This is a genomic window from Escherichia sp. E.sYA108, assembly GCF_011754335.1.
Classification (GTDB): Bacteria; Pseudomonadota; Gammaproteobacteria; order Enterobacterales; family Enterobacteriaceae; genus Escherichia; species Escherichia coli.
Genome location: NZ_JAAQVZ010000001.1, coordinates 2390168 through 2408866 on the forward strand (window position 1 = coordinate 2390168; position 18699 = coordinate 2408866).

The following is an 18699-nucleotide window of genomic DNA, read 5'->3' on the forward strand; positions in this document are numbered from 1 at the left end:
TTTACATTTGATTAAACGAAAGACGCCGACGAGCACGGGATGCAGGTTTTACGACCGCCCGAGCCATCGCCTCTCCAATTTCTGCACATGCCGTAAGTCCCTGAACGAAAGGCTGGTCGTGCATCAACCAGGGCAACGCGCCGAACGCTACGCGCCCACGAATATCTTCGGGTTGCTGTAACGTATAATCTTCGCCAACATCAGGGATTTCATCCCCTGTTTTCTGTAATTGTTCGCGTAGTCCAGGGAAAGGAATATCTTTCACTTTAAGCGGACGCTGCCCACGGGCATCAATAAAAACGTCAAACGAGTAGCTATTGTCTTCCGTTTTCAGGACGGTGCGCGACTCATTAATTTCCATTTCGTAGTCTTCACCGAGGGCGAGAATATGAATGATTCCCGCTTCACGTAAGGCCAGTAGTCGACGAATAGACTCTGAAGGGATTGTCGCATAATTATCGATGAAAACCCGGGCAAGGCCTTTACTGAACCGTTTATGGTCGTGTTCATTCAGATGAGGAACAATTTCCTGTACGGCTTCATGCAGGCGCAGAATGACATAACGCCAGGGAACAGTATGATTTTCTCGTTTATTGCGTTCGACCTCCTGGAGATTTTTTTCTGCCCAGTCGAATGGGTCGCGTTGTTTGCGCTCGGCAAACCAGGCTTGAGCAAAGGAATCGACATTCAGGCTTTCTAAGGCTATGCGTTGGCTCCAGTCTGGATCAGCAAATTTGATTTCCTCTACTATCAATCTAAATACCCGATCCAAAAGGCCCTCTTCGCCTTTTTGAATCTCAGCATTTAATGCTTGATCAGTGACGATGTGTAAGGGCTCGTAGGGAATAGGGCAATAGAAATCGGCTTCGGGTAAAATACCTGTGCGCGACATTAACGTAATATTTAGCTTTTCACTTGCGTTATCGCGGTGAAAAATGACGTGTTGTTTATCATCTTCAATGAACGAACCATGCTGAATAGCCACTGCCATTGCCGCATCCAGTCCGCTCAAGGATGTTCCCATAATACCCACGTTACACGCATCGACCTTTGCTTCCATCAGGCCTGACCACGGGCTGGGAAAATACGTTCTGGTTGCTTCTTCTTCATCAGGCCAGACGTGCCCCGTTGCGATCACCACTAAATCAAACGTCTCGCTGGGTAAATCCAGATTTGTAGCGAGCATGACGCCAGCATTTGTAATTTGCAGATCGGTAACCTGGCATGATTCATAAACAGCCACTGCAAATTTTTGCTGTCGTGCCTGGTCTACTAATCGTAAAAATTGATCGCGGAAATATTCGCCCAGCAGAATTCGCGGTAAAAACTGACGATCGTGCAAGGTTTCTTTTTTAACGCCATAACGCTGGAGATGGCTGGCTTCTTGCTTTTGTAGCCATTCGAGATACGTGCAATAAATCGGCGGTATTTCAATACTGGCAATGTTTGCCAGCATCAGTTTTGAGTTTTCATCATCACTGTATGGCATCCCGACACCGGCTTCGTCAGCCTGCTCGAAGATAGAAATAGAAAGTGGCGTTTGTTGCTGTAGAAGCGAGAATAAGGTGTAGATCCCCGTAGGCCCGGCACCCACAATAGCAATTGTTTTCATTGTTACTTACCTGTACGCATTCTTTCGAATTTAGTGTTATCAGGTAAGTTTGGTTGAGATTTTTAGAATTTGAGAAATTTCAGACAGGGATGAAAAGGGCACTAACCGCCCTTGATTAAAATCTGTCAGGCAAGTTTTGCCTGATTGAATTGACTCAGTGACACATTGACATCGAAAACTTTGGCGACAACTTCCTCAACGCCAAGATTTTTCAGTCGGGCAGTATGTTTTTCCAGATAGGTAAGGGCGCTTTTTTCATCAGAGAAAAGGTAGATCCCACCGGCTTCGTGGTTCTTTTCACTTTCTGTCCAAACCTTCCACAGAAAACCAGGTTCCTGATTAATCGACTCAGCAAGCGGTTTAAGCTGCTCAGCCATTGCGTCGCCAAATGGGCCATTAAAAGCAAAATGAAGTTGTAACAAAGTTGCCATAGCGATTCTCCTTCTGATAACGCATACGAAGACAGTGTAGATCTTTTAACGTATTGGATACATAGAAGAAACAGAGGGAAAAAAGGAGAAGACCAGATTAAGAAAATCTGGTGCGTCCGAGTGGACTCGAACCACCGACCCCCACCATGTCAAGGTGGTGCTCTAACCAACTGAGCTACGGACGCAGGATGGTGCGTTCAATTGGACTCGAACCAACGACCCCCACCATGTCAAGGTGGTGCTCTAACCAACTGAGCTATGAACGCAACGTTGTAGGTGACAACGGGGACGAATATTAGCGGCAGAGTGGGAAGGTGGCAAGAGGCAAAACGTAATTTTCTGCGCTATTTCGACCGTTTGCAGAGCTTTTAAGCAAATTGGCTATATTTTGTTGATTTGCAAGGGCGATTTTTATTCAGGATCGCATTTACATCTGATACAACCCAATAATCCGTGTATCAGAGTTTAAACAGAGTTGTTTGCCACCATCTCAAATCTGTCGTGGATAAATCCTTCGTAGCCTTTACACTTAGGTAGCAATAAAGGCACACAGATGCAGCAAAGGAATAAATCATGGGATCTGATGCGAAAAACTTGATGAGCGACGGGAACGTGCAAATTGTTAAGACCGGCGAGGTTATTGGCGCGACGCAACTTACTGAAGGCGAGTTGATTGTTGAAGCTGGCGGAAGAGCCGAAAATACCGTGGTCACGGGGGCTGGCTGGTTGAAAGTGGCAACCGGTGGGATAGCCAAATGCGCACAGTACGGTAACAATGGCACGCTATCGGTCAGCGACGGTGCCATTGCCACAGATATTGTTCAGTCCGAGGGAGGCGCAATTAGTCTCTCTACGCTCGCTACGGTTAATGGCCGCCATCCCGAAGGTGAATTCAGCGTTGATAAAGGTTATGCCTGCGGTTTGTTGCTGGAAAATGGCGGTAACCTGCGTGTACTGGAAGGCCATCGCGCGGAAAAAATTATTCTCGATCAAGAGGGTGGCCTGTTGGTCAATGGGACAACCTCAGCGGTCGTGGTAGATGAAGGTGGTGAATTGTTGGTGTATCCAGGTGGGGAAGCCAGCAATTGTGAGATTAATCAGGGCGGCGTTTTTATGCTGGCGGGGAAAGCCAATGATACGTTGCTTGCTGGTGGCACCATGAATAATCTCGGTGGTGAAGACTCTGACACTATTGTTGAGAATGGAGCCATCTATCGTCTGGGGACGGATGGTCTTCAGCTCTACAGTTCCGGTAAGACGCAAAACCTGTCCGTTAATGTGGGTGGTCGGGCTGAAGTGCATGCTGGTACGCTGGAAAACGCGGTAATACAAGGTGGGACAGTGATTTTGTTGTCACCCACCAGCGCGGACGAAAATTTTGTCGTAGAGGAAGATCGCGCACCGGTTGAACTGACCGGTAGTGTTGCATTACTGGACGGCGCTTCAATGATTATTGGCTATGGCGCAGATCTGCAACAATCAACGATTACTGTACAGCAGGGCGGTGTGTTGATTCTCGACGGCAGTACGGTAAAAGGTGACAGTGTCACTTTCAGTGTTGGTAACATCAATCTGAATGGCGGAAAACTGTGGCTGATCACTGATGCGGCAACGCAGGTGCATCTGAAAGTGAAACGCCTGCGTGGAGAGGGAGCGATTTGCCTGCAAACCAGTGCGAAAGAAATTTCACCTGACTTCATCAATGTGAAAGGGGAAGTTACTGGTGATATACACGTTGAGATAACAGATGCCAGTCGGCAAACTCTGTGTAACGCACTGAAACTACAGCCAGACGAAGACGGGATTGGCGCAACGCTCCAGCCTGCGTAAAAACACAGGCGCAACCCGTGAAGGTTGCGCCTTGTCTTTACTAGCGAGCTGCTCGTTGCAGAATGATGGCTGACGGCAGACGTTGCAGGAACCGCATACGCAGCATCATCATAATGGCTGCCGAAGTCAGGCCAATAATAAAGCCTATCCAGAAGCCTGCTGGCCCCATAGGTTCAACGACCAGATCGGTCAGTGCCAGAATATAGCCGCTTGGCAAGCCCAGCACCCAGTAAGCCGTAAAGGTGATATAGAAAATGGAACGCGTATCTTTATAACCACGCAAAATCCCACTGCCAATCACCTGGATAGAGTCAGAAATCTGATATACCGCCGCCAGCAACATCAAATGCGCAGCCAGCGTTACAACCTCGGGATTGTCGTTGTACAACAGGGCGATTTGCTCCCGCAGTGAAACCGTGAATATGGCTGTCAGGGTTGCCATACAGACACCCACCATAAGCCCGGTCCGCGCAGCGGTTTGCGCATCCAGCGTTGAGCCCTGACCCAGACGATAACCTACGCGGATGGTTACCGCTGCCGCCAGCGACATGGGAAGTACGAACATCAGTGAACTAAAGTTCAGGGCAATCTGATGTCCTGCGACATCAACAATACCGAGCGGAGACACTAACAGAGCCACGACGGCAAACAGCGTTACTTCAAAAAACAGTGCCAGCGCAATCGGCAAACCGAGTTGAATCAGTCGTTTCATAACCGCAGGATCGGGCTTCGCGGTGCCTTTTTCGTTACGAATATCGCGCATCGAGCGGGCGCGTTTAATGTAAGAAACCATGGCAAGGAACATGACCCAATACACCGCCGCTGTCGCTACGCCACAACCAACGCCACCGAGCTCTGGCATACCGAAATGACCATAAATAAAGATATAGTTCACCGGAATGTTCACCAGCAGGCCGATAAAGCCCATTACCATACCCGGCTTGGTTTTTGCCAGACCTTCACATTGGTTACGGGCAACCTGGAAGAAAAGATAGCCTGGCGCGCCCCACAGCAACGCACGCAGATAACCCACGGCTTTGTCCGCCAGAGCCGGATCGATGTTTTGCATGGAACGGATAATGTAACCCGCATTCCACAGCACCAGCATAATGAGAACGGAAACAAAACCCGCCAGCCAGAAGCCCTGTCGCACCTGATGCGCAATGCGCTCACGTCGACCGGAACCATTTAATTGCGCGATAACCGGCGTTAATGCCAGCAGCAGTCCGTGACCAAAGAGGATCGCCGGAAGCCAGATAGAAGTACCGATAGCGACCGCCGCCATGTCGGTGGCACTATAGCCGCCCGCCATCACGGTATCGACAAAACCCATCGCAGTTTGGGCGATTTGCGCGAGAATCACCGGGATTGCTAATGCTAATAACAGACGCGCTTCACTGATATACTTCTGCACGTGAACACCTTTTATTTGTAGTTATATGAGAGACTAAAAAGCCGCCTGAATGGGCAGCAAAAAGAAGAAGCAGGGGAAATTCAGTCTATTGTAGCGAGGATTTATTAATTCTCCAGTGAAAAAATAGTCATTCTTACCCCTTCACTGGTAAGGGCGTTTGCCACCTGCTATTGTGCTGAACAGAATGTCTTAACTGATTTCAGGAGTTGTAAGTATGTTTACGGGGATTGTACAGGGCACCGCAAAACTGGTGTCGATTGACGAAAAACCAAATTTTCGCACGCATGTGGTGGAGTTACCCGACCACATGCTGGACGGTCTGGAAACCGGTGCTTCCGTGGCGCATAACGGTTGTTGCCTGACCGTGACGGAAATTAACGGCAACCATGTCAGTTTTGATCTGATGAAAGAAACGTTACGCATTACTAATCTTGGCGATTTAAAAGTGGGGGATTGGGTAAACGTTGAGCGTGCGGCGAAATTCAGCGATGAAATTGGCGGACACTTAATGTCAGGTCATATTATGACCACCGCTGAAGTGGCGAAAATATTAACCTCGGAAAATAATCGTCAGATCTGGTTTAAAGTCCAGGATAGTCAGTTGATGAAATATATCCTGTACAAAGGATTTATTGGCATCGACGGTATTAGCCTGACCGTCGGCGAAGTCACGCCAACGCGTTTTTGCGTCCATTTAATTCCGGAAACACTGGAACGCACGACTCTTGGGAAGAAAAAACTCGGCGCACGCGTCAACATTGAAATCGATCCACAAACTCAGGCAGTGGTAGATACGGTAGAACGTGTACTGGCGGCACGAGAAAATGCCATGAATCAACCAGGTACACAAGCCTGATCTGAAATCGCCCCCGGAGAGGGGGCGATAGAATAGCCTTTAGCGAGCGACTCGAAGGCCGTTTTCAACACCGCGTGAGAACACGACCTGCCAGAGCTGAATATCACGGGCGCGGAAAGCACCTGCACAGGCATTCAGATAATAGGTAAACATCCGTTTAAAGCGTTCACTGTAGTTATCCGCAATTTCTGGCCATGCGGCGAGGAATCGTTCATACCACGCCATCAACGTAGTATCGTAATCAGCACCGAAGTTATGCCAGTCTTCCATCACAAAGTGGGGTTCGCTGGACTGAGCAATCTGGCGTACAGAGGGCAGGCAACCGTTCGGGAAAATATATTTATTAATCCAGGGATCAACATTCAGATCGGTTTTTTTCGAACCGATAGTATGGAGCAGGAATATACCTTCCGGTTTCAAATTACGATCCACCACCGCAAAATAGGTATCGTAATTTTTCGGTCCGACGTGCTCGAACATCCCCACAGAAACAATACGATCAAACTGGTCGTTCAGGTCACGATAATCTTGCAGCAAAATGGTGACATCCAGGCCTTCACAGCGTTCCTGAGCCATTTTTTGCTGTTCGGCAGAAATGGTGACGCCGACCACGCTTACGTCATAATTAGACGCCATGTAGTGCGCCAGTCCACCCCAGCCACAGCCAATATCCAGTACGCGCATCCCTGGTTTTAACTGCAATTTTTCACAAATCATTTTGAGCTTCGCCTGCTGGGCAGATTCCAGATTATCGGCATCTTTCCAGTAAGCACAGGAATATTGCATGAAGGGATCAAGCATGCGGCTGAACAAGTCATTACCCAAATCGTAATGCTCTTTGCCGACTATCCAGGCACGTTTTTTACTCTGCAGATTGAAGAGACGAGCGCCGGCAATACGCAGCGTGTCTTTGAAATGATGGGGAAGTTGGTTCTCGAGACCTGCGCGTAAGACTTTGCTAAAAAACATATCCAGTCGGTCACATTCCCACCAGCCATCCATATAACTTTCGCCTAACCCCAAAGAACCTTCCTGCAGAACGCGTTTAAAAAAATCGGGGTTTTTGACACGAATATCCGCCGGGGCAGAACCGTTAATGGCTATACCGGCACGGCTAAGTAATTCGTTGGCGATACGGTACCAGTTATCATCCGGTACACTGACTTCTTCTATACACGATGAACTCATAGTTTCTCCATCACTGGTCGGTGATCAGAACCTTAAAACAGCGTAGACGCTTTTTGGGCTTTGTGAGAAATCTCGCAGAAAAAACCGCGAGTCTATAATCCGACGTAGAACAGAGGGAAAGGAGGAACCCTTGCCGAAATGACCATCCATAGTGAGTCGGGAACGATCCTGTCCCCGTAATAACATAATATTTATCGTAGTTTTAACAACTCGAAATTAGTATAGGCCGCTAATTTCAATCATACAACAAAATTTTGTTAGCAGCCTAAGTATAAGTATATCGATATAGATCAGTGTGATTCGCTATGAGCGACTTCGGCATTGCCATGATTCTGGCAGCCAACTTCTTCACAACGTTGCATCATGTAACCCAGAGCGACCAGCACTACTGTTGATAACATCACGCTGGTGGTGGTGAGCAATGGCGTGCTGATACTGATAAGCCAGGAAACTACCAGACTTGCGAGGAAGCACAGACCCAGTTGCAGAGTGTTCTGCAACGCTGCGGCGCGACCGGTTGCATGTGGGAAGGGACGCAGCGCCTGGGCGACAACAATCGGGTAGATCGCACCGTTGGCAATCGCCATCACACAGAATGGGATCAGGATTTCGACCAGCGACACATGGCTAATGAAGCCCGCAGCCCAGGTCGCAATGACGCTGACAGCAAACAGTACCAGCAACCACGGTAATAACTGCTTGCCTTGCCATTTCTGCAGCGCGGCGCGACAGCCATAACCACCAATCAGAAACGCGATAGTTTGCGGGACGTAACTTAAACCAATAACTGCCGGGCTGTAACCCATTTCACTAAGGATGAACGGTGAACCGGTCAGCCATGCAAAAAAACTGGCTGAACAGGCCGCGTATATCAGCACGTTGCCGCGATAGGTTTTAGAACGTAGCAGGTCGGTAAAGGTCAGACCATCCTGACTATTGTTACGGGCCTTCGTCGTGGGTTTGAGCCAGAAAATAGGCAGAATCAGCACCACGGTAATGGCAAACAGGGTGGCGAAAATCGCCTGCCAGGAAAAATGGACCAGCAGCCAGCTTCCTAACAGAGGAGCCAATGCCGGAGACAGACCCACCAGCGGCATGATGGTCGCAAAAATACGGTTAACTTTCTGTGAAGGATAATAATCTGTCACTAATGCTTGCCAGATAACCGCCGCGGCGCAGACACCCACAGCCTGTACAAAACGCAATATCAGCAGCGTGGCGGCGTTTTCTACCCACAGCATCCCCAGACTACCTAACGCAAAAATTGTCAGGCCGATGAATAACACCGGTTTACGACCATAACGGTCGGAGAGTGGCCCCCACAGAAGCTGGGCTGCGGCAAAACCGGCAAGGAACAGACTAAGGCTGGCACTGACAGCAGACGCAGGCGTTTGCAGGTCGGCCTGTATGGCGGCGAAAGCAGGCAGATACATATCGGTTGCCAGAAAACCGAGTACGCTTAAACCTGCCAGCCAGACTAAAAATCTTTTCCCAGGTTGCATGTATATTCTCTAAATCTCTCAATTAAACACCGCCGCAAAGTGTAGGGAGTGAAATTAGTGTTGTGAAACGGTAATATTTGATGATTGGTTTCAAAAATTTTGCAGGCAGACTATGTGGTCAGAATATTCTCTGGAAGTTGTTGATGCGGTAGCGCGTAATGGTAGTTTTAGCGCCGCGGCCCAGGAGTTGCATCGCGTTCCTTCTGCGGTCAGCTATACCGTGCGTCAGCTGGAAGAGTGGCTGGCGGTGCCGCTTTTTGAACGACGTCACCGTGATGTGGAACTGACCGCTGCCGGGGCGTGGTTTCTCAAAGAAGGACGCTCTGTTGTCAAAAAAATGCAGATCACCCGCCAGCAATGTCAGCAGATAGCGAACGGCTGGCGCGGTCAGTTAGCTATCGCAGTGGATAATATTGTCAGGCCAGAGCGAACACGGCAGATGATCGTTGATTTTTATCGCCATTTTGATGATGTCGAACTTCTTGTCTTTCAGGAAGTGTTCAACGGTGTCTGGGATGCACTTTCCGACGGGCGCGTGGAACTGGCGATTGGCGCAACACGCGCGATTCCGGTAGGCGGTCGTTATACCTTCCGGGATATGGGGATGTTAAGCTGGAGTTGCGTTGTTGCCAGCCACCACCCGCTGGCGTTGATGGATGGCCCGTTCAGCGATGATACGTTGCGCAACTGGCCGTCATTGGTGCGCGAAGACACCTCGCGAACGCTACCTAAACGTATTACCTGGTTGCTGGATAACCAAAAAAGACTTGTCGTGCCTGACTGGGAATCATCGGCAACCTGTATCTCGGCAGGATTATGCATAGGGATGGTGCCAACACATTTCGCCAAACCGTGGCTTAATGAGGGGAAGTGGGTAGCACTAGAACTGGAAAACCCCTTCCCGGATTCGGCATGTTGTCTGACATGGCAGCAAAATGATATGTCGCCTGCGTTAACCTGGTTGCTTGAGTATCTCGGCGATAGTGAGACGCTGAATAAGGAGTGGCTGCGGGAGCCGGAAGAGACTCCCGCAACGGGTGATTAACGACGATAGTCGCGGAACGGGCCGTCAGCCACGGAGCGGCGTTCAATCAACCGCGGATGCACTTCAATGGACTGCGGTTCTTCACGTTTGTTGACGATACGATCCAACAGCATGTTGAACGCTGTTTCGCCCAGCGAATCTTTTGGCTGATGGATCGTGGTCAGCGCCGGCGTAAAATAGCGGGCGTTGCGCACGTTATCATAACCGATCAGCGAAACATCCTGCGGCACGCGCAGACCCATTTCATCAGCAGCACAAAGTGCGCCCATTGCCATGATATCGCCACCACAGAAGACGGCAGTAGGGCGATGCGACTGCGACAGGATTTGCTGCATGGCGCGATAACCGGATTCAGGTTCAAAGTCACCCTGCACAATCCAGCTTTGCGGCACTTTGATCATCGCTTCTTCCATCGCCTTCATAAAACCGGCAAGGCGGCCTGCGCCGGTGTTACGTTCCAGCGGGCCAGGGATAACGCCGATTTCGCGATGACCGCGTTCAATCAGATAACGCCCGGCCATGTAGCCGCCTTCGAATGCGTTATCAATGACCGCATCGGTGAAGTCAGCTTTTGCTTCACCCCAGTCCATCACCACCATTGGGATATGGCGATACTCTTCCAGCATCGCCAGCAACGGCTCTGGGTACTCAGAACACATCACCAGCAGACCATCGACGCGTTTTTGCGCCATCATCGACAGATAAGCCCGCTGTTTCTCAAGATTGTTCCACGCATTGCCCAGAATCAGGGTGTAACCTTTCTGGAAGCAATTTTTTTCGACCGCTTCAATGATCTCGGCAAAATAGGCCGCTTCGCTGCTGGTCGCCAGCAAACCGATAGACTTGGTGTGGTTAACCTTCAGGCTACGCGCCACCGCGCTAGGGGAGTAGTGTAATTCTTTGATTGCTGCCCACACGGCATTGCGCGTTTCTTCAGCGACGAAACGTGTTTTGTTGATCACGTGTGACACAGTTGTAGTTGAAACGTTTGCTCGTTTCGCTACATCTTTTATTGTTGCCATTCCATTTCACTCCAGACCCTAACTTCAGCTCCTGCAAATTCGCAAGGTAAACGTTTGCCTTTACACACCTTACGCACAACAAAAATGTTGCGGTACGCCGGAAAAACGACACGGAGCGTCAGGAAGGGGTCAATGGCCAGTACGCAAATAATGTAAGCGTGGAATTTTGGCCGATCTTGACGAAAAGGGGAAGTAGTAAAAACACTTATCATTATAAATGACGGGAGATTTTTTCATCACAGTGTGTAAAAATGCGTAATATCACTTTTTGTGTGGTAATAAAAAAGGAGAAAACTTGATGAGCACCGACCTTAAATTTTCACTGGTAACAACGATTATCGTCCTCGGTTTGATCGTGGCCGTGGGTTTGACTGCCGCGCTGCACTGATTTCCTCTCGAGGGAGCGCGTTCTCCCTCGCATCTCCTTCCTGTTTGTTAGCAAAATGGCAAAAGTGTTTTCTCTTTTTGTTATTTTCATTTTTTTGTGATTACTGTCATGCTTTCGCCACTTTAATGAATATCGCGTAATGACGCGAAGAGGTGGAGATAAGGCATGAAAATTAACTATCCGTTGCTGGCGCTGGCGATTGGCGCGTTTGGTATCGGGACAACGGAGTTCTCGCCAATGGGCTTGTTGCCCGTCATTGCGCGCGGTGTGGATGTCTCGATTCCCGCTGCCGGAATGTTAATCAGTGCTTATGCAGTTGGCGTAATGGTTGGCGCGCCGCTGATGACGCTTCTACTTTCTCATCGTGCCCGCCGCAGTGCGTTGATTTTCCTGATGGCGATTTTCACGCTTGGCAACGTACTTTCCGCCATCGCGCCGGATTATATGACCCTGATGCTTTCACGCATTTTGACCAGCCTGAATCACGGGGCATTTTTTGGTTTGGGTTCAGTCGTGGCCGCAAGCGTAGTGCCAAAACATAAACAGGCTAGCGCAGTTGCCACTATGTTTATGGGGTTAACCCTGGCAAATATCGGTGGCGTGCCGGCGGCGACCTGGTTGGGCGAAACCATCGGCTGGCGGATGTCATTTCTGGCAACAGCGGGGCTGGGCGTGATTTCAATGGTAAGTCTGTTCCTCTCATTACCTAAAGGTGGCGCAGGGGCGCGACCTGAAGTGAAAAAAGAGCTGGCGGTATTAATGCGTCCGCAGGTGCTGTCTGCATTGCTGACGACGGTGCTGGGCGCTGGTGCAATGTTTACCCTCTACACCTATATCTCTCCGGTACTGCAAAGCATTACCCACGCCACACCGGTGTTCGTCACGGCAATGCTGGTGCTGATTGGTGTCGGATTCTCTATCGGTAACTATCTCGGCGGCAAACTGGCAGATCGTTCAGTTAACGGCACGTTGAAAGGCTTTTTGTTGCTGCTGATGGTGATTATGCTGGCAATCCCGTTCCTGGCCCGCAATGAGTTCGGCGCAGCTATTAGCATGGTGGTGTGGGGAGCTGCAACCTTTGCGGTCGTACCGCCGTTACAGATGCGCGTGATGCGTGTCGCCAGTGAAGCGCCAGGTCTGTCTTCATCAGTCAATATTGGTGCCTTTAATCTTGGAAATGCGCTGGGAGCAGCTGCTGGTGGTGCGGTAATTTCCGCTGGGCTGGGATACAGTTTTGTGCCGGTGATGGGGGCGATTGTCGCGGGACTGGCATTATTGCTGGTGTTTATGTCAGCCAGAAAACAACCTGAAGCAGTTTGCGTTGCCAACAGCTAATTAAACAAAAACGCAGAAGGATAACCTTCTGCGTTACAGTTGCTGGCAACGTGCGATTTATCTTGCCGAATGCGCTGTTAACGCCTCATCCGCGTTGGCATGGTAAGCGAAGCGCATCAGATAATGTTGCATTTGCCATCAGTTATTATGCAGCGAGATTTTTCGCTACGAATTCCCAGTTCACCAGCGCCCAGAAGTGCTCCAGATAGCCAGGACGTGCATTGCGATAGTCGATGTAATAAGCGTGTTCCCAGACATCAACGGTCAGCAGCGGAGTCGCATCGGTGGTCAGTGGAGTACCCGCGTTAGAGGTTGAAACGATAGCCAGTTTGCCATCGCTGTTTTTCACCAGCCAGGTCCAGCCAGAACCAAAGTTTTTGATCGCTGCATCAGTAAACTGAGCTTTGAAATCGGCAAAGCTGCCAAAAGATGCGGCGATAGCTTCAGCGACTTTTCCAGTCGGTTCGCCACCCGCGTTCGGTGCCAGGCAGTTCCAGTAGAAAGTATGGTTCCAGACCTGAGCTGCGTTGTTGAATACGCCACCTTCAGAGCTGCGAATAATCTCTTCCAGTGATTTACCTTCAAACGCGGTACCTTTGATCAGGTTGTTCAGGTTAGTGACATAAGTCTGATGATGCTTGCCGTAGTGATACTCGATGGTTTCCGCAGAAATGTGCGGTGCCAGAGCATCTTTAGCATATGGTAGTGCAGGTAATTCGAATGACATTGCTACTCTCCTTTATTATTAATTTGCATACGTACAATAGCCTTATTGTGCGTATGGATAGGGTAGCAAATTAAAAGGTGAGACAAAAGATGAACTTACCCTGTTGCCGTAACAACAGGGTAAAGTTTTAGCGAAGTGTTTTTGGGGTCATTACCCGGCGAGCGCCAACATAGTGGCGCTGCCAGTAGTCTTCACTGAGAGAAGTGATTTGAATTTCCTGGCCCGTGCGCGGTGACTGAATAAATTTGCCGTTGCCGACATACACGCCGACATGATCGGCTGTACCGCGTCCCTGAGTACGGAAGAAGACCAGGTCGCCGTTTTTCAGTTCACTACGTTCGATTGGCGCTGCATCGCGCAGGTGATACATTTCATTCGCCGTACGCGGAATACGAATTTTCACCAAATCTTTATAAGCGTAATAAACCAGACCGCTGCAATCAAAACCGGTACGCGGTGAACTGCCACCCCAACGATATGGCTTACCAATTTGCTGCATCAGTTTATTCATTGCCACTTTTGTGGCTTTTTGCACCTTCGCTTTGTGCGCGTCGGCAAGGGTTCCTGACGCGGCATTTTTGACTTTCACACAATGCGATTTATAGCCCTTACGTTTGGTACACTTTTCGGTAAAGCTGGCTGAGGCCGTTTTATTGACGGCGTGTTTGCTGCGAGTTTTGGCGTTTTTAGAAGCGGTAATGGAAGATTTTTTAACGGAAGAAGCGGTTTTGCTTTTGGTCGTACTTTTACTGGCGGCTTTTTTCGCTGTTTTCTGGCTGGCTTTCTGGGTCTTTTGGGTGGTTGCCGTGCTTTTCTTTTTATCTGCTTTTTTGGTGATATGAGTGGTAGCAGAACTCTCCCTGGCTTGCTTTGAAGCATGGGCCATAGGCGTTAAAGGCAGGGTGGTAAAAAGTAAAGCACAGAGCGTGATCGAAATACGGTTTATCCGCGCCACTGAGCGTCCCTCTGTTAAGGCAGGTCTATCATGCCTGCGTCTGATTTACAAAACTTGATGATTCTAATGCATAGAAGAAGAGAAAGTTAATAGCTTTTATTGTTAAAAAATACGTTTCGTCGGCGAGCGCAAAAAAATGCAGCAGTGAAAGCTAAAAATGGTTATAAATACGCCAGTTTGCCGTGCATCAGGGAAGAAACGAATATTTGAAATGCAACAAATAGAGCAAAGGGATAAAATAGCAAAAGCGTGATGAAAATGTTATTTTCCGATGCCGCACTGACCCGCTACAATGTCAGATTACTGCCGTAAAGAAGTTTGAGGAAGCAAGACAATGAGCACCACTATCGAAAAAATCCAACGCCAGATTGCTGAAAACCCGATCCTGCTGTACATGAAAGGTTCACCGAAACTGCCGAGCTGCGGTTTCTCTGCCCAGGCAGTCCAGGCGCTTGCCGCATGTGGCGAACGTTTTGCCTATGTTGATATTCTGCAGAATCCGGACATTCGTGCGGAACTGCCGAAATATGCGAACTGGCCGACCTTCCCGCAACTGTGGGTTGACGGCGAGCTGGTGGGCGGTTGTGATATCGTGATCGAAATGTATCAGCGTGGTGAACTGCAGCAGCTGATCAAAGAAACTGCCGCTAAATACAAGTCTGAAGAGCCGGACGCGGAATAATCCGTCCTGCAATACTGACGGATGCGAACGGGCATCCGTCAGTCCTTTCTCTATCCCCAATCCAGCCCTTGTGGCGAACTTGAAAATCCCGCCTCACGTAACAGCGTAAACATCGGCGTTTGCCGGACCGGTAGGTCATTCACTTCTGTTAGCGTAAAGCGCAGCCGTGGTTCGCGACTGGACAGCGGTCGGCTGTTTAAAGGCGCGAAGAAACCAGTCGCGGGTCGCCGGTGAAAACACGTCCGGCAGGGGCGATGAAGGGTTTGGATTATTTGCCATTAACGCTATTCCCCGTGAATATCATGCATGATGCGTGGAATAGCCTCACTATAGATGCCTGAATCATTGCATGTCATCAGGCATCGACTCGATTACACCTCTTCGGCGGCAGGTAGCGGCCAGCCTCCCAGACGTTTCCAGCGGTTGACGATTTCACAAAACAGCACAGCAGTGCGTTCGGTGTCGTACAACGCGGAGTGCGCCTGGGTGCTGTCGAAGTCCATGCCAGCGGTCTGGCAAGCCTTTGACAATACGGTTTGTCCGAGTGCCAGCCCGGCCAGTGCAGCAGTGTCAAAAGTGGCGAAAGGGTGGAACGGGTTACGTTTCAGTGAGGCGCGTTCTGCGGCGGCCATCATAAAGCTGTGATCGAAATTGGCGTTGTGCGCCACCATAATGGCGCGGTTACAGCCGCTCGCTTTAATACCTTTACGTACAACTTTAAAAATTTCGTGCAGCGCCTCGTACTCGCTGACCGCGCCGCGATCGGGATCGTTCGGATCAATGCCATTGAAGGCAAGGGCCTCTGGTTGCAAATTTGCGCCGACAAATGGTTCGACGTGGAAATGTAATGTGGTGTCCGGCATCAGCCAGCCTTGTTCATCCATTTTCAGGGTGATGGCGGCAATCTCAAGCAGCGCATCGGTTTTGGCGTTAAATCCGGCTGTTTCAACATCGATCACAACAGGATAAAAACCACGAAAACGGTCGCACAGACCGGTAAGTTGAGCGTTATCGGACATCTGATTCTCTTAATACGGATAAATTGCAGCGCGCATTATGACAAATATTACTTGTCGATGCAGTAAAGATGCGGGCGCGATGAGTTCACGCCCGGCAGGAGATTAGTTGCCCAGACCGCGACCGGCGTCTTTCTCTTCGATTAATTCAATTTTGTAACCGTCCGGATCTTCCACAAATGCGATAACCGTAGTACCGCCTTTTACCGGACCCGCTTCACGGGTTACGTTACCCCCGTTTTGACGGATTTTTTCGCACGCTTCAGCGGCGTTATCTACGCTAAGCGCGATGTGACCATAAGCAGTGCCGAGTTCGTATTTATCCACGCCCCAGTTGTAGGTCAGTTCAATCACTGCTTCTTCGGTTTCCGGGCCGTAACCAACAAACGCCAGTGAGTATTTGTATTCCGGGTTTTCGCTGGTACGCAGCAGTTTCATGCCCAGCACGTTGGTATAAAAATCGATGGAGCGTTGCAGATCGCCAACGCGCAGCATGGTATGAAGAAGACGCATCTTTATATCCTCAAAATGGCTAACAGATTCAAAAAGTTGTTTTAGTATAGCGGCGGCTTTGCGCCGCTCGCAATGTTGGATTACAGCGTCGGGTAATCAGTGTAACCTTCAGCACCGCCACCATAAAAACTTTCGGCACGCTGTGGGTTAAGCTCAGCTTTGCGCTGCAAGCGGGCGACCAGATCCGGGTTCGCAATCCAGTCACGACCAAATGCTACCGCATCAATTAACCCTTTGCCGATCAGCGTTTCAGCTTTTTCTACTGTGTATGCACCTGCGCCGATAATCGGACCGTGGAAACGGGCGCGTACTTTTTCGCGAAACGCATCAGTATATGGTTCACCTCCCGCCCAATCTGGTTCTGACATATGAAGATAAGCAATGCCGCGTTTACCCAGTTGTTCAATCAGATACAGTGCATCGGCTTCTTCATTCGGGCCGTTATCCGTGTTCTGGAAAGTACCGATTGGCGAAATGCGAATGCCAATGCGATCGGCACCCCATTCTTCAATCCCGGCATCGACCACTTCCAGCACCAGACGCGCGCGATTTTCCACGCTGCCACCGTACTGATCGGTACGATGGTTTGAAGAAGGGGAAAGGAACTGATGCAGCAAATAACCGTGAGCAGAGTGGAGCTCTACCAGATCAAAACCGGCTTCACGCGCGTTAGCAATGGCCTGACGGAAATCATTGACGATACCCGGAATCTCTCCCAGTTCAAGCGCACGCGGCATGGATGTTTCAACACGGATCGCCTGACCATTTTCATCGCGCAGAGAAGTACGTGTTCCCGCGCTAAGTGCTGAAGGCGCTACCGGTGCCTGACCGCCAGGTTGCAGGCTGGCGTGAGAAATGCGTCCGGTGTGCCACAGCTGTACGGCCATATGACCATTTTCAGCATGAACGCCAGCGGTAATTTTTTTCCATGCGGCAATTTGTTCCTGGCTATGGATGCCAGGTGCACCTGCGTATCCTTTTGCCTGGGCAGAAATTTGCGTGGCTTCGCTAATAATCAAACCGGCACTGGCACGTTGGCGATAGTATTCCGCCATCAACGGGGTAGGGATGTCACCCGGTTCAATACTGCGCAGACGCGTCAGCGGTGCCATAAAAATACGATTTGCCGCCGTGATCGCGCCCACTTTCAGTGGGGAATACAGTTTTTCAGATGACATAAAGGCTCCCGGTCGTCTGGTGATAAAAAATGCCTGCTAAACGGCAGGCGTCGCAATAATGTTTTTTACATGGGCCAGCGCGTTTTCCAGTGGCTCGAAACTGCGCGAAATTTTGGCCTGCAGATTCGCGCCAAGCCACAGTGCGTAAAGCACTTGTGCCTGTTGCAGCGGTTCGCCACAAAAGGTTAAACAATGGTTCTCACGGCCATTTTCCAGCGCCTGAGAGAGCAGGGCGATCACGCCGCGAGCCCCTTTATCCATTGCGCTGCGCATATCTTCTGACAGATCGCACACTTCGGCAGAGAGTTTTACTGTCAGGCAACCACTGATGGTTCCATGTTGGCAAAACTGGTTCAGTGTTTGCTGGTAATAAGCCAGTATGCGGTCGCGGTAGTTACCTTCGCCGGATTGCAGCAACTCAGTCAGTCGCTGGTGATATGCGGCGTAATGGCGCTCAAGCATAGCAACGCCAAACGCTTCTTTAGAACGAAAGTAGTGATAGAAGGACCCTTTCGGCACTTCAGCGGTTTTTAGGAGTTCGCTTAGCCCCATCCCGGTGAATCCACGTTGCAGGCAAAGTTGCTCGCCCGTCGCCAGGAGATGTTCGCGAGTATCATGTTCGGTGTGTTTGTTCATGCGTTGGAGTGTAGTAGACCAGTCGGTCTAGTGCAAGCAAAGTTGCTACTTTGGACATTAACAGCTTCAATAATGGTAATAATCTTATCTGAGGAGGGCGAGGTGACGGAGCAATTAGAGTTCTTTCCCGTCCAGAGCCCGTGCCGGGGAATTTGCCAGTCTGACGAACGGGGATTTTGTCGCGGCTGTTTTCGTAGCCGGGATGAGCGTTTTAACTGGAATAAGATGAGCGATGGCGAAAAACAAGAAGTGTTGCGCCTTTGTCGGCAGCGATTAATGCGCAAATTACGTGTAAATAAGCCAGCGCCATCAGACGAACCGGAGCAACCATCACTCTTTTGACCCTAATCTTGCGTATACTCCTCTCAT

19 protein-coding genes, 2 tRNA genes and 2 pseudogenes are annotated in these 18699 nt (G+C 49.9%); 7 read left to right on the forward strand and 16 right to left on the reverse strand.

Annotation, left to right across the window (positions count from 1 at the left end):
* Position 1: 1 nt before the first annotated feature.
* The 4 genes from HBM92_RS11195 to HBM92_RS11210 form a co-directional block, all read right to left on the reverse strand.
* Positions 2–1612: an FAD-NAD(P)-binding protein gene (locus tag HBM92_RS11195; protein ID WP_000848173.1), complete on the reverse strand. Its 1611-nt coding sequence runs from the start codon at positions 1610–1612 to the stop codon at positions 2–4.
* 125 nt (positions 1613–1737) lie between these two features.
* Positions 1738–2043 (reverse strand): monooxygenase, encoded by a 306-nt coding sequence (locus HBM92_RS11200; protein WP_000212649.1) that lies wholly within the window; start codon positions 2041–2043, stop codon positions 1738–1740.
* A gap of 108 nt (positions 2044–2151) precedes the next feature.
* Positions 2152–2228, reverse strand: a tRNA-Val gene (locus HBM92_RS11205).
* 4 nt (positions 2229–2232) lie between these two features.
* Positions 2233–2309: transfer RNA gene (locus tag HBM92_RS11210), tRNA-Val, on the reverse strand.
* A 307-nt stretch (positions 2310–2616) separates the two neighbouring features.
* On the opposite strand from HBM92_RS11210, the gene HBM92_RS11215 reads away from it, so the two are divergent.
* Complete coding sequence (locus tag HBM92_RS11215) at positions 2617–3873, forward strand: AIDA repeat-containing protein (RefSeq protein ID WP_000534254.1); 1257 nt, start codon at positions 2617–2619, stop codon at positions 3871–3873.
* A gap of 40 nt (positions 3874–3913) precedes the next feature.
* Here HBM92_RS11215 and mdtK read toward each other — a convergent pair whose 3' ends face one another.
* The gene (gene mdtK, locus HBM92_RS11220; RefSeq protein ID WP_001174963.1) at positions 3914–5287 is read right to left on the reverse strand and encodes a multidrug efflux MATE transporter MdtK; all 1374 of its coding nucleotides are present in this window, start codon (positions 5285–5287) and stop codon (positions 3914–3916) included.
* 214 nt (positions 5288–5501) lie between these two features.
* Between mdtK and ribE the strand changes: the two genes are divergently transcribed.
* Positions 5502–6143 carry a riboflavin synthase gene (gene ribE, locus HBM92_RS11225; protein ID WP_000493948.1) on the forward strand — a complete coding sequence of 214 codons (642 nt, stop codon included), beginning with the start codon at positions 5502–5504 and terminating at the stop codon, positions 6141–6143.
* A 39-nt stretch (positions 6144–6182) separates the two neighbouring features.
* Here the strand turns inward: ribE and cfa are convergent, their stop codons facing one another.
* Both cfa and punC read right to left on the reverse strand, forming a co-directional pair.
* Positions 6183–7331 (reverse strand): cyclopropane fatty acyl phospholipid synthase, encoded by a 1149-nt coding sequence (gene cfa / locus HBM92_RS11230; RefSeq protein WP_000098896.1) that lies wholly within the window; start codon positions 7329–7331, stop codon positions 6183–6185.
* Between the two features lie 290 nt (positions 7332–7621).
* Positions 7622–8833 (reverse strand): purine nucleoside transporter PunC, encoded by a 1212-nt coding sequence (gene punC, locus HBM92_RS11235; RefSeq protein ID WP_001182336.1) that lies wholly within the window; start codon positions 8831–8833, stop codon positions 7622–7624.
* Between the two features lie 112 nt (positions 8834–8945).
* On the opposite strand from punC, the gene punR reads away from it, so the two are divergent.
* Positions 8946–9878: a DNA-binding transcriptional activator PunR gene (punR, locus tag HBM92_RS11240; RefSeq protein ID WP_000269506.1), complete on the forward strand. Its 933-nt coding sequence runs from the start codon at positions 8946–8948 to the stop codon at positions 9876–9878.
* Here the strand turns inward: punR and purR are convergent.
* Positions 9875–10900 (reverse strand): HTH-type transcriptional repressor PurR, encoded by a 1026-nt coding sequence (gene purR / locus HBM92_RS11245; RefSeq protein ID WP_000190987.1) that lies wholly within the window; start codon positions 10898–10900, stop codon positions 9875–9877. The two genes, punR and purR, sit on opposite strands and share 4 nt — an antisense overlap.
* A gap of 298 nt (positions 10901–11198) precedes the next feature.
* On the opposite strand from purR, the gene cydH reads away from it, so the two are divergent.
* Both cydH and HBM92_RS11255 read left to right on the forward strand, forming a co-directional pair.
* Complete coding sequence (gene cydH, locus HBM92_RS11250; protein WP_000102278.1) at positions 11199–11288, forward strand: cytochrome bd-I accessory subunit CydH; 90 nt, start codon at positions 11199–11201, stop codon at positions 11286–11288.
* Between the two features lie 165 nt (positions 11289–11453).
* Entirely contained in the window at positions 11454–12623 is a 1170-nt protein-coding gene (locus tag HBM92_RS11255; RefSeq protein ID WP_000701056.1) for an MFS transporter, read from the forward strand.
* 145 nt (positions 12624–12768) lie between these two features.
* Here the strand turns inward: HBM92_RS11255 and sodB are convergent, their stop codons facing one another.
* Both sodB and mepH read right to left on the reverse strand, forming a co-directional pair.
* On the reverse strand, positions 12769–13350 hold the full coding sequence (gene sodB, locus HBM92_RS11260; protein WP_000007283.1) for a superoxide dismutase [Fe]: 582 nt from the start codon (positions 13348–13350) through the stop codon (positions 12769–12771).
* Positions 13351–13477: 127 nt separating this feature from the next.
* Entirely contained in the window at positions 13478–14305 is an 828-nt protein-coding gene (gene mepH, locus HBM92_RS11265) for a peptidoglycan DD-endopeptidase MepH (RefSeq protein WP_000101207.1), read from the reverse strand.
* Between the two features lie 334 nt (positions 14306–14639).
* Here mepH and grxD point away from each other — a divergent pair, with 334 nt between their 5' ends.
* The gene (gene grxD, locus HBM92_RS11270; RefSeq protein ID WP_000108172.1) at positions 14640–14987 is read left to right on the forward strand and encodes a monothiol glutaredoxin 4; all 348 of its coding nucleotides are present in this window, start codon (positions 14640–14642) and stop codon (positions 14985–14987) included.
* Between the two features lie 50 nt (positions 14988–15037).
* On the opposite strand, the pseudogene HBM92_RS25810 reads toward grxD, so the two are convergent.
* The 6 genes and pseudogenes from HBM92_RS25810 to nemR form a co-directional block, all read right to left on the reverse strand.
* Positions 15038–15163: pseudogene (locus tag HBM92_RS25810) on the reverse strand (ATP-dependent helicase); the annotation flags it as partial.
* Positions 15156–15266 (reverse strand): annotated as a pseudogene (locus HBM92_RS11275) (endonuclease); the annotation flags it as partial. The pseudogenes HBM92_RS11275 and HBM92_RS25810, both read right to left, overlap by 8 nt.
* A 92-nt stretch (positions 15267–15358) precedes the next feature.
* The gene (gene rnt, locus HBM92_RS11280; RefSeq protein ID WP_001282281.1) at positions 15359–16006 is read right to left on the reverse strand and encodes a ribonuclease T; all 648 of its coding nucleotides are present in this window, start codon (positions 16004–16006) and stop codon (positions 15359–15361) included.
* 102 nt (positions 16007–16108) lie between these two features.
* Positions 16109–16516, reverse strand: coding sequence for a lactoylglutathione lyase (gene gloA / locus HBM92_RS11285; RefSeq protein ID WP_001237802.1), 408 nt, complete (start codon positions 16514–16516; stop codon positions 16109–16111).
* 80 nt (positions 16517–16596) lie between these two features.
* A complete protein-coding gene (gene nemA, locus HBM92_RS11290) occupies positions 16597–17694 on the reverse strand; it encodes an N-ethylmaleimide reductase (RefSeq protein ID WP_000093619.1) in 1098 nt (365 codons plus the stop codon).
* Positions 17695–17730: 36 nt separating this feature from the next.
* A complete protein-coding gene (nemR, locus tag HBM92_RS11295) occupies positions 17731–18330 on the reverse strand; it encodes a DNA-binding transcriptional regulator NemR (RefSeq protein WP_001032936.1) in 600 nt (199 codons plus the stop codon).
* Between the two features lie 102 nt (positions 18331–18432).
* Between nemR and HBM92_RS11300 the strand changes: the two genes are divergently transcribed.
* The gene (locus tag HBM92_RS11300; RefSeq protein WP_001313857.1) at positions 18433–18672 is read left to right on the forward strand and encodes a DUF1289 domain-containing protein; all 240 of its coding nucleotides are present in this window, start codon (positions 18433–18435) and stop codon (positions 18670–18672) included.
* Positions 18673–18699 lie beyond the last annotated feature (27 nt).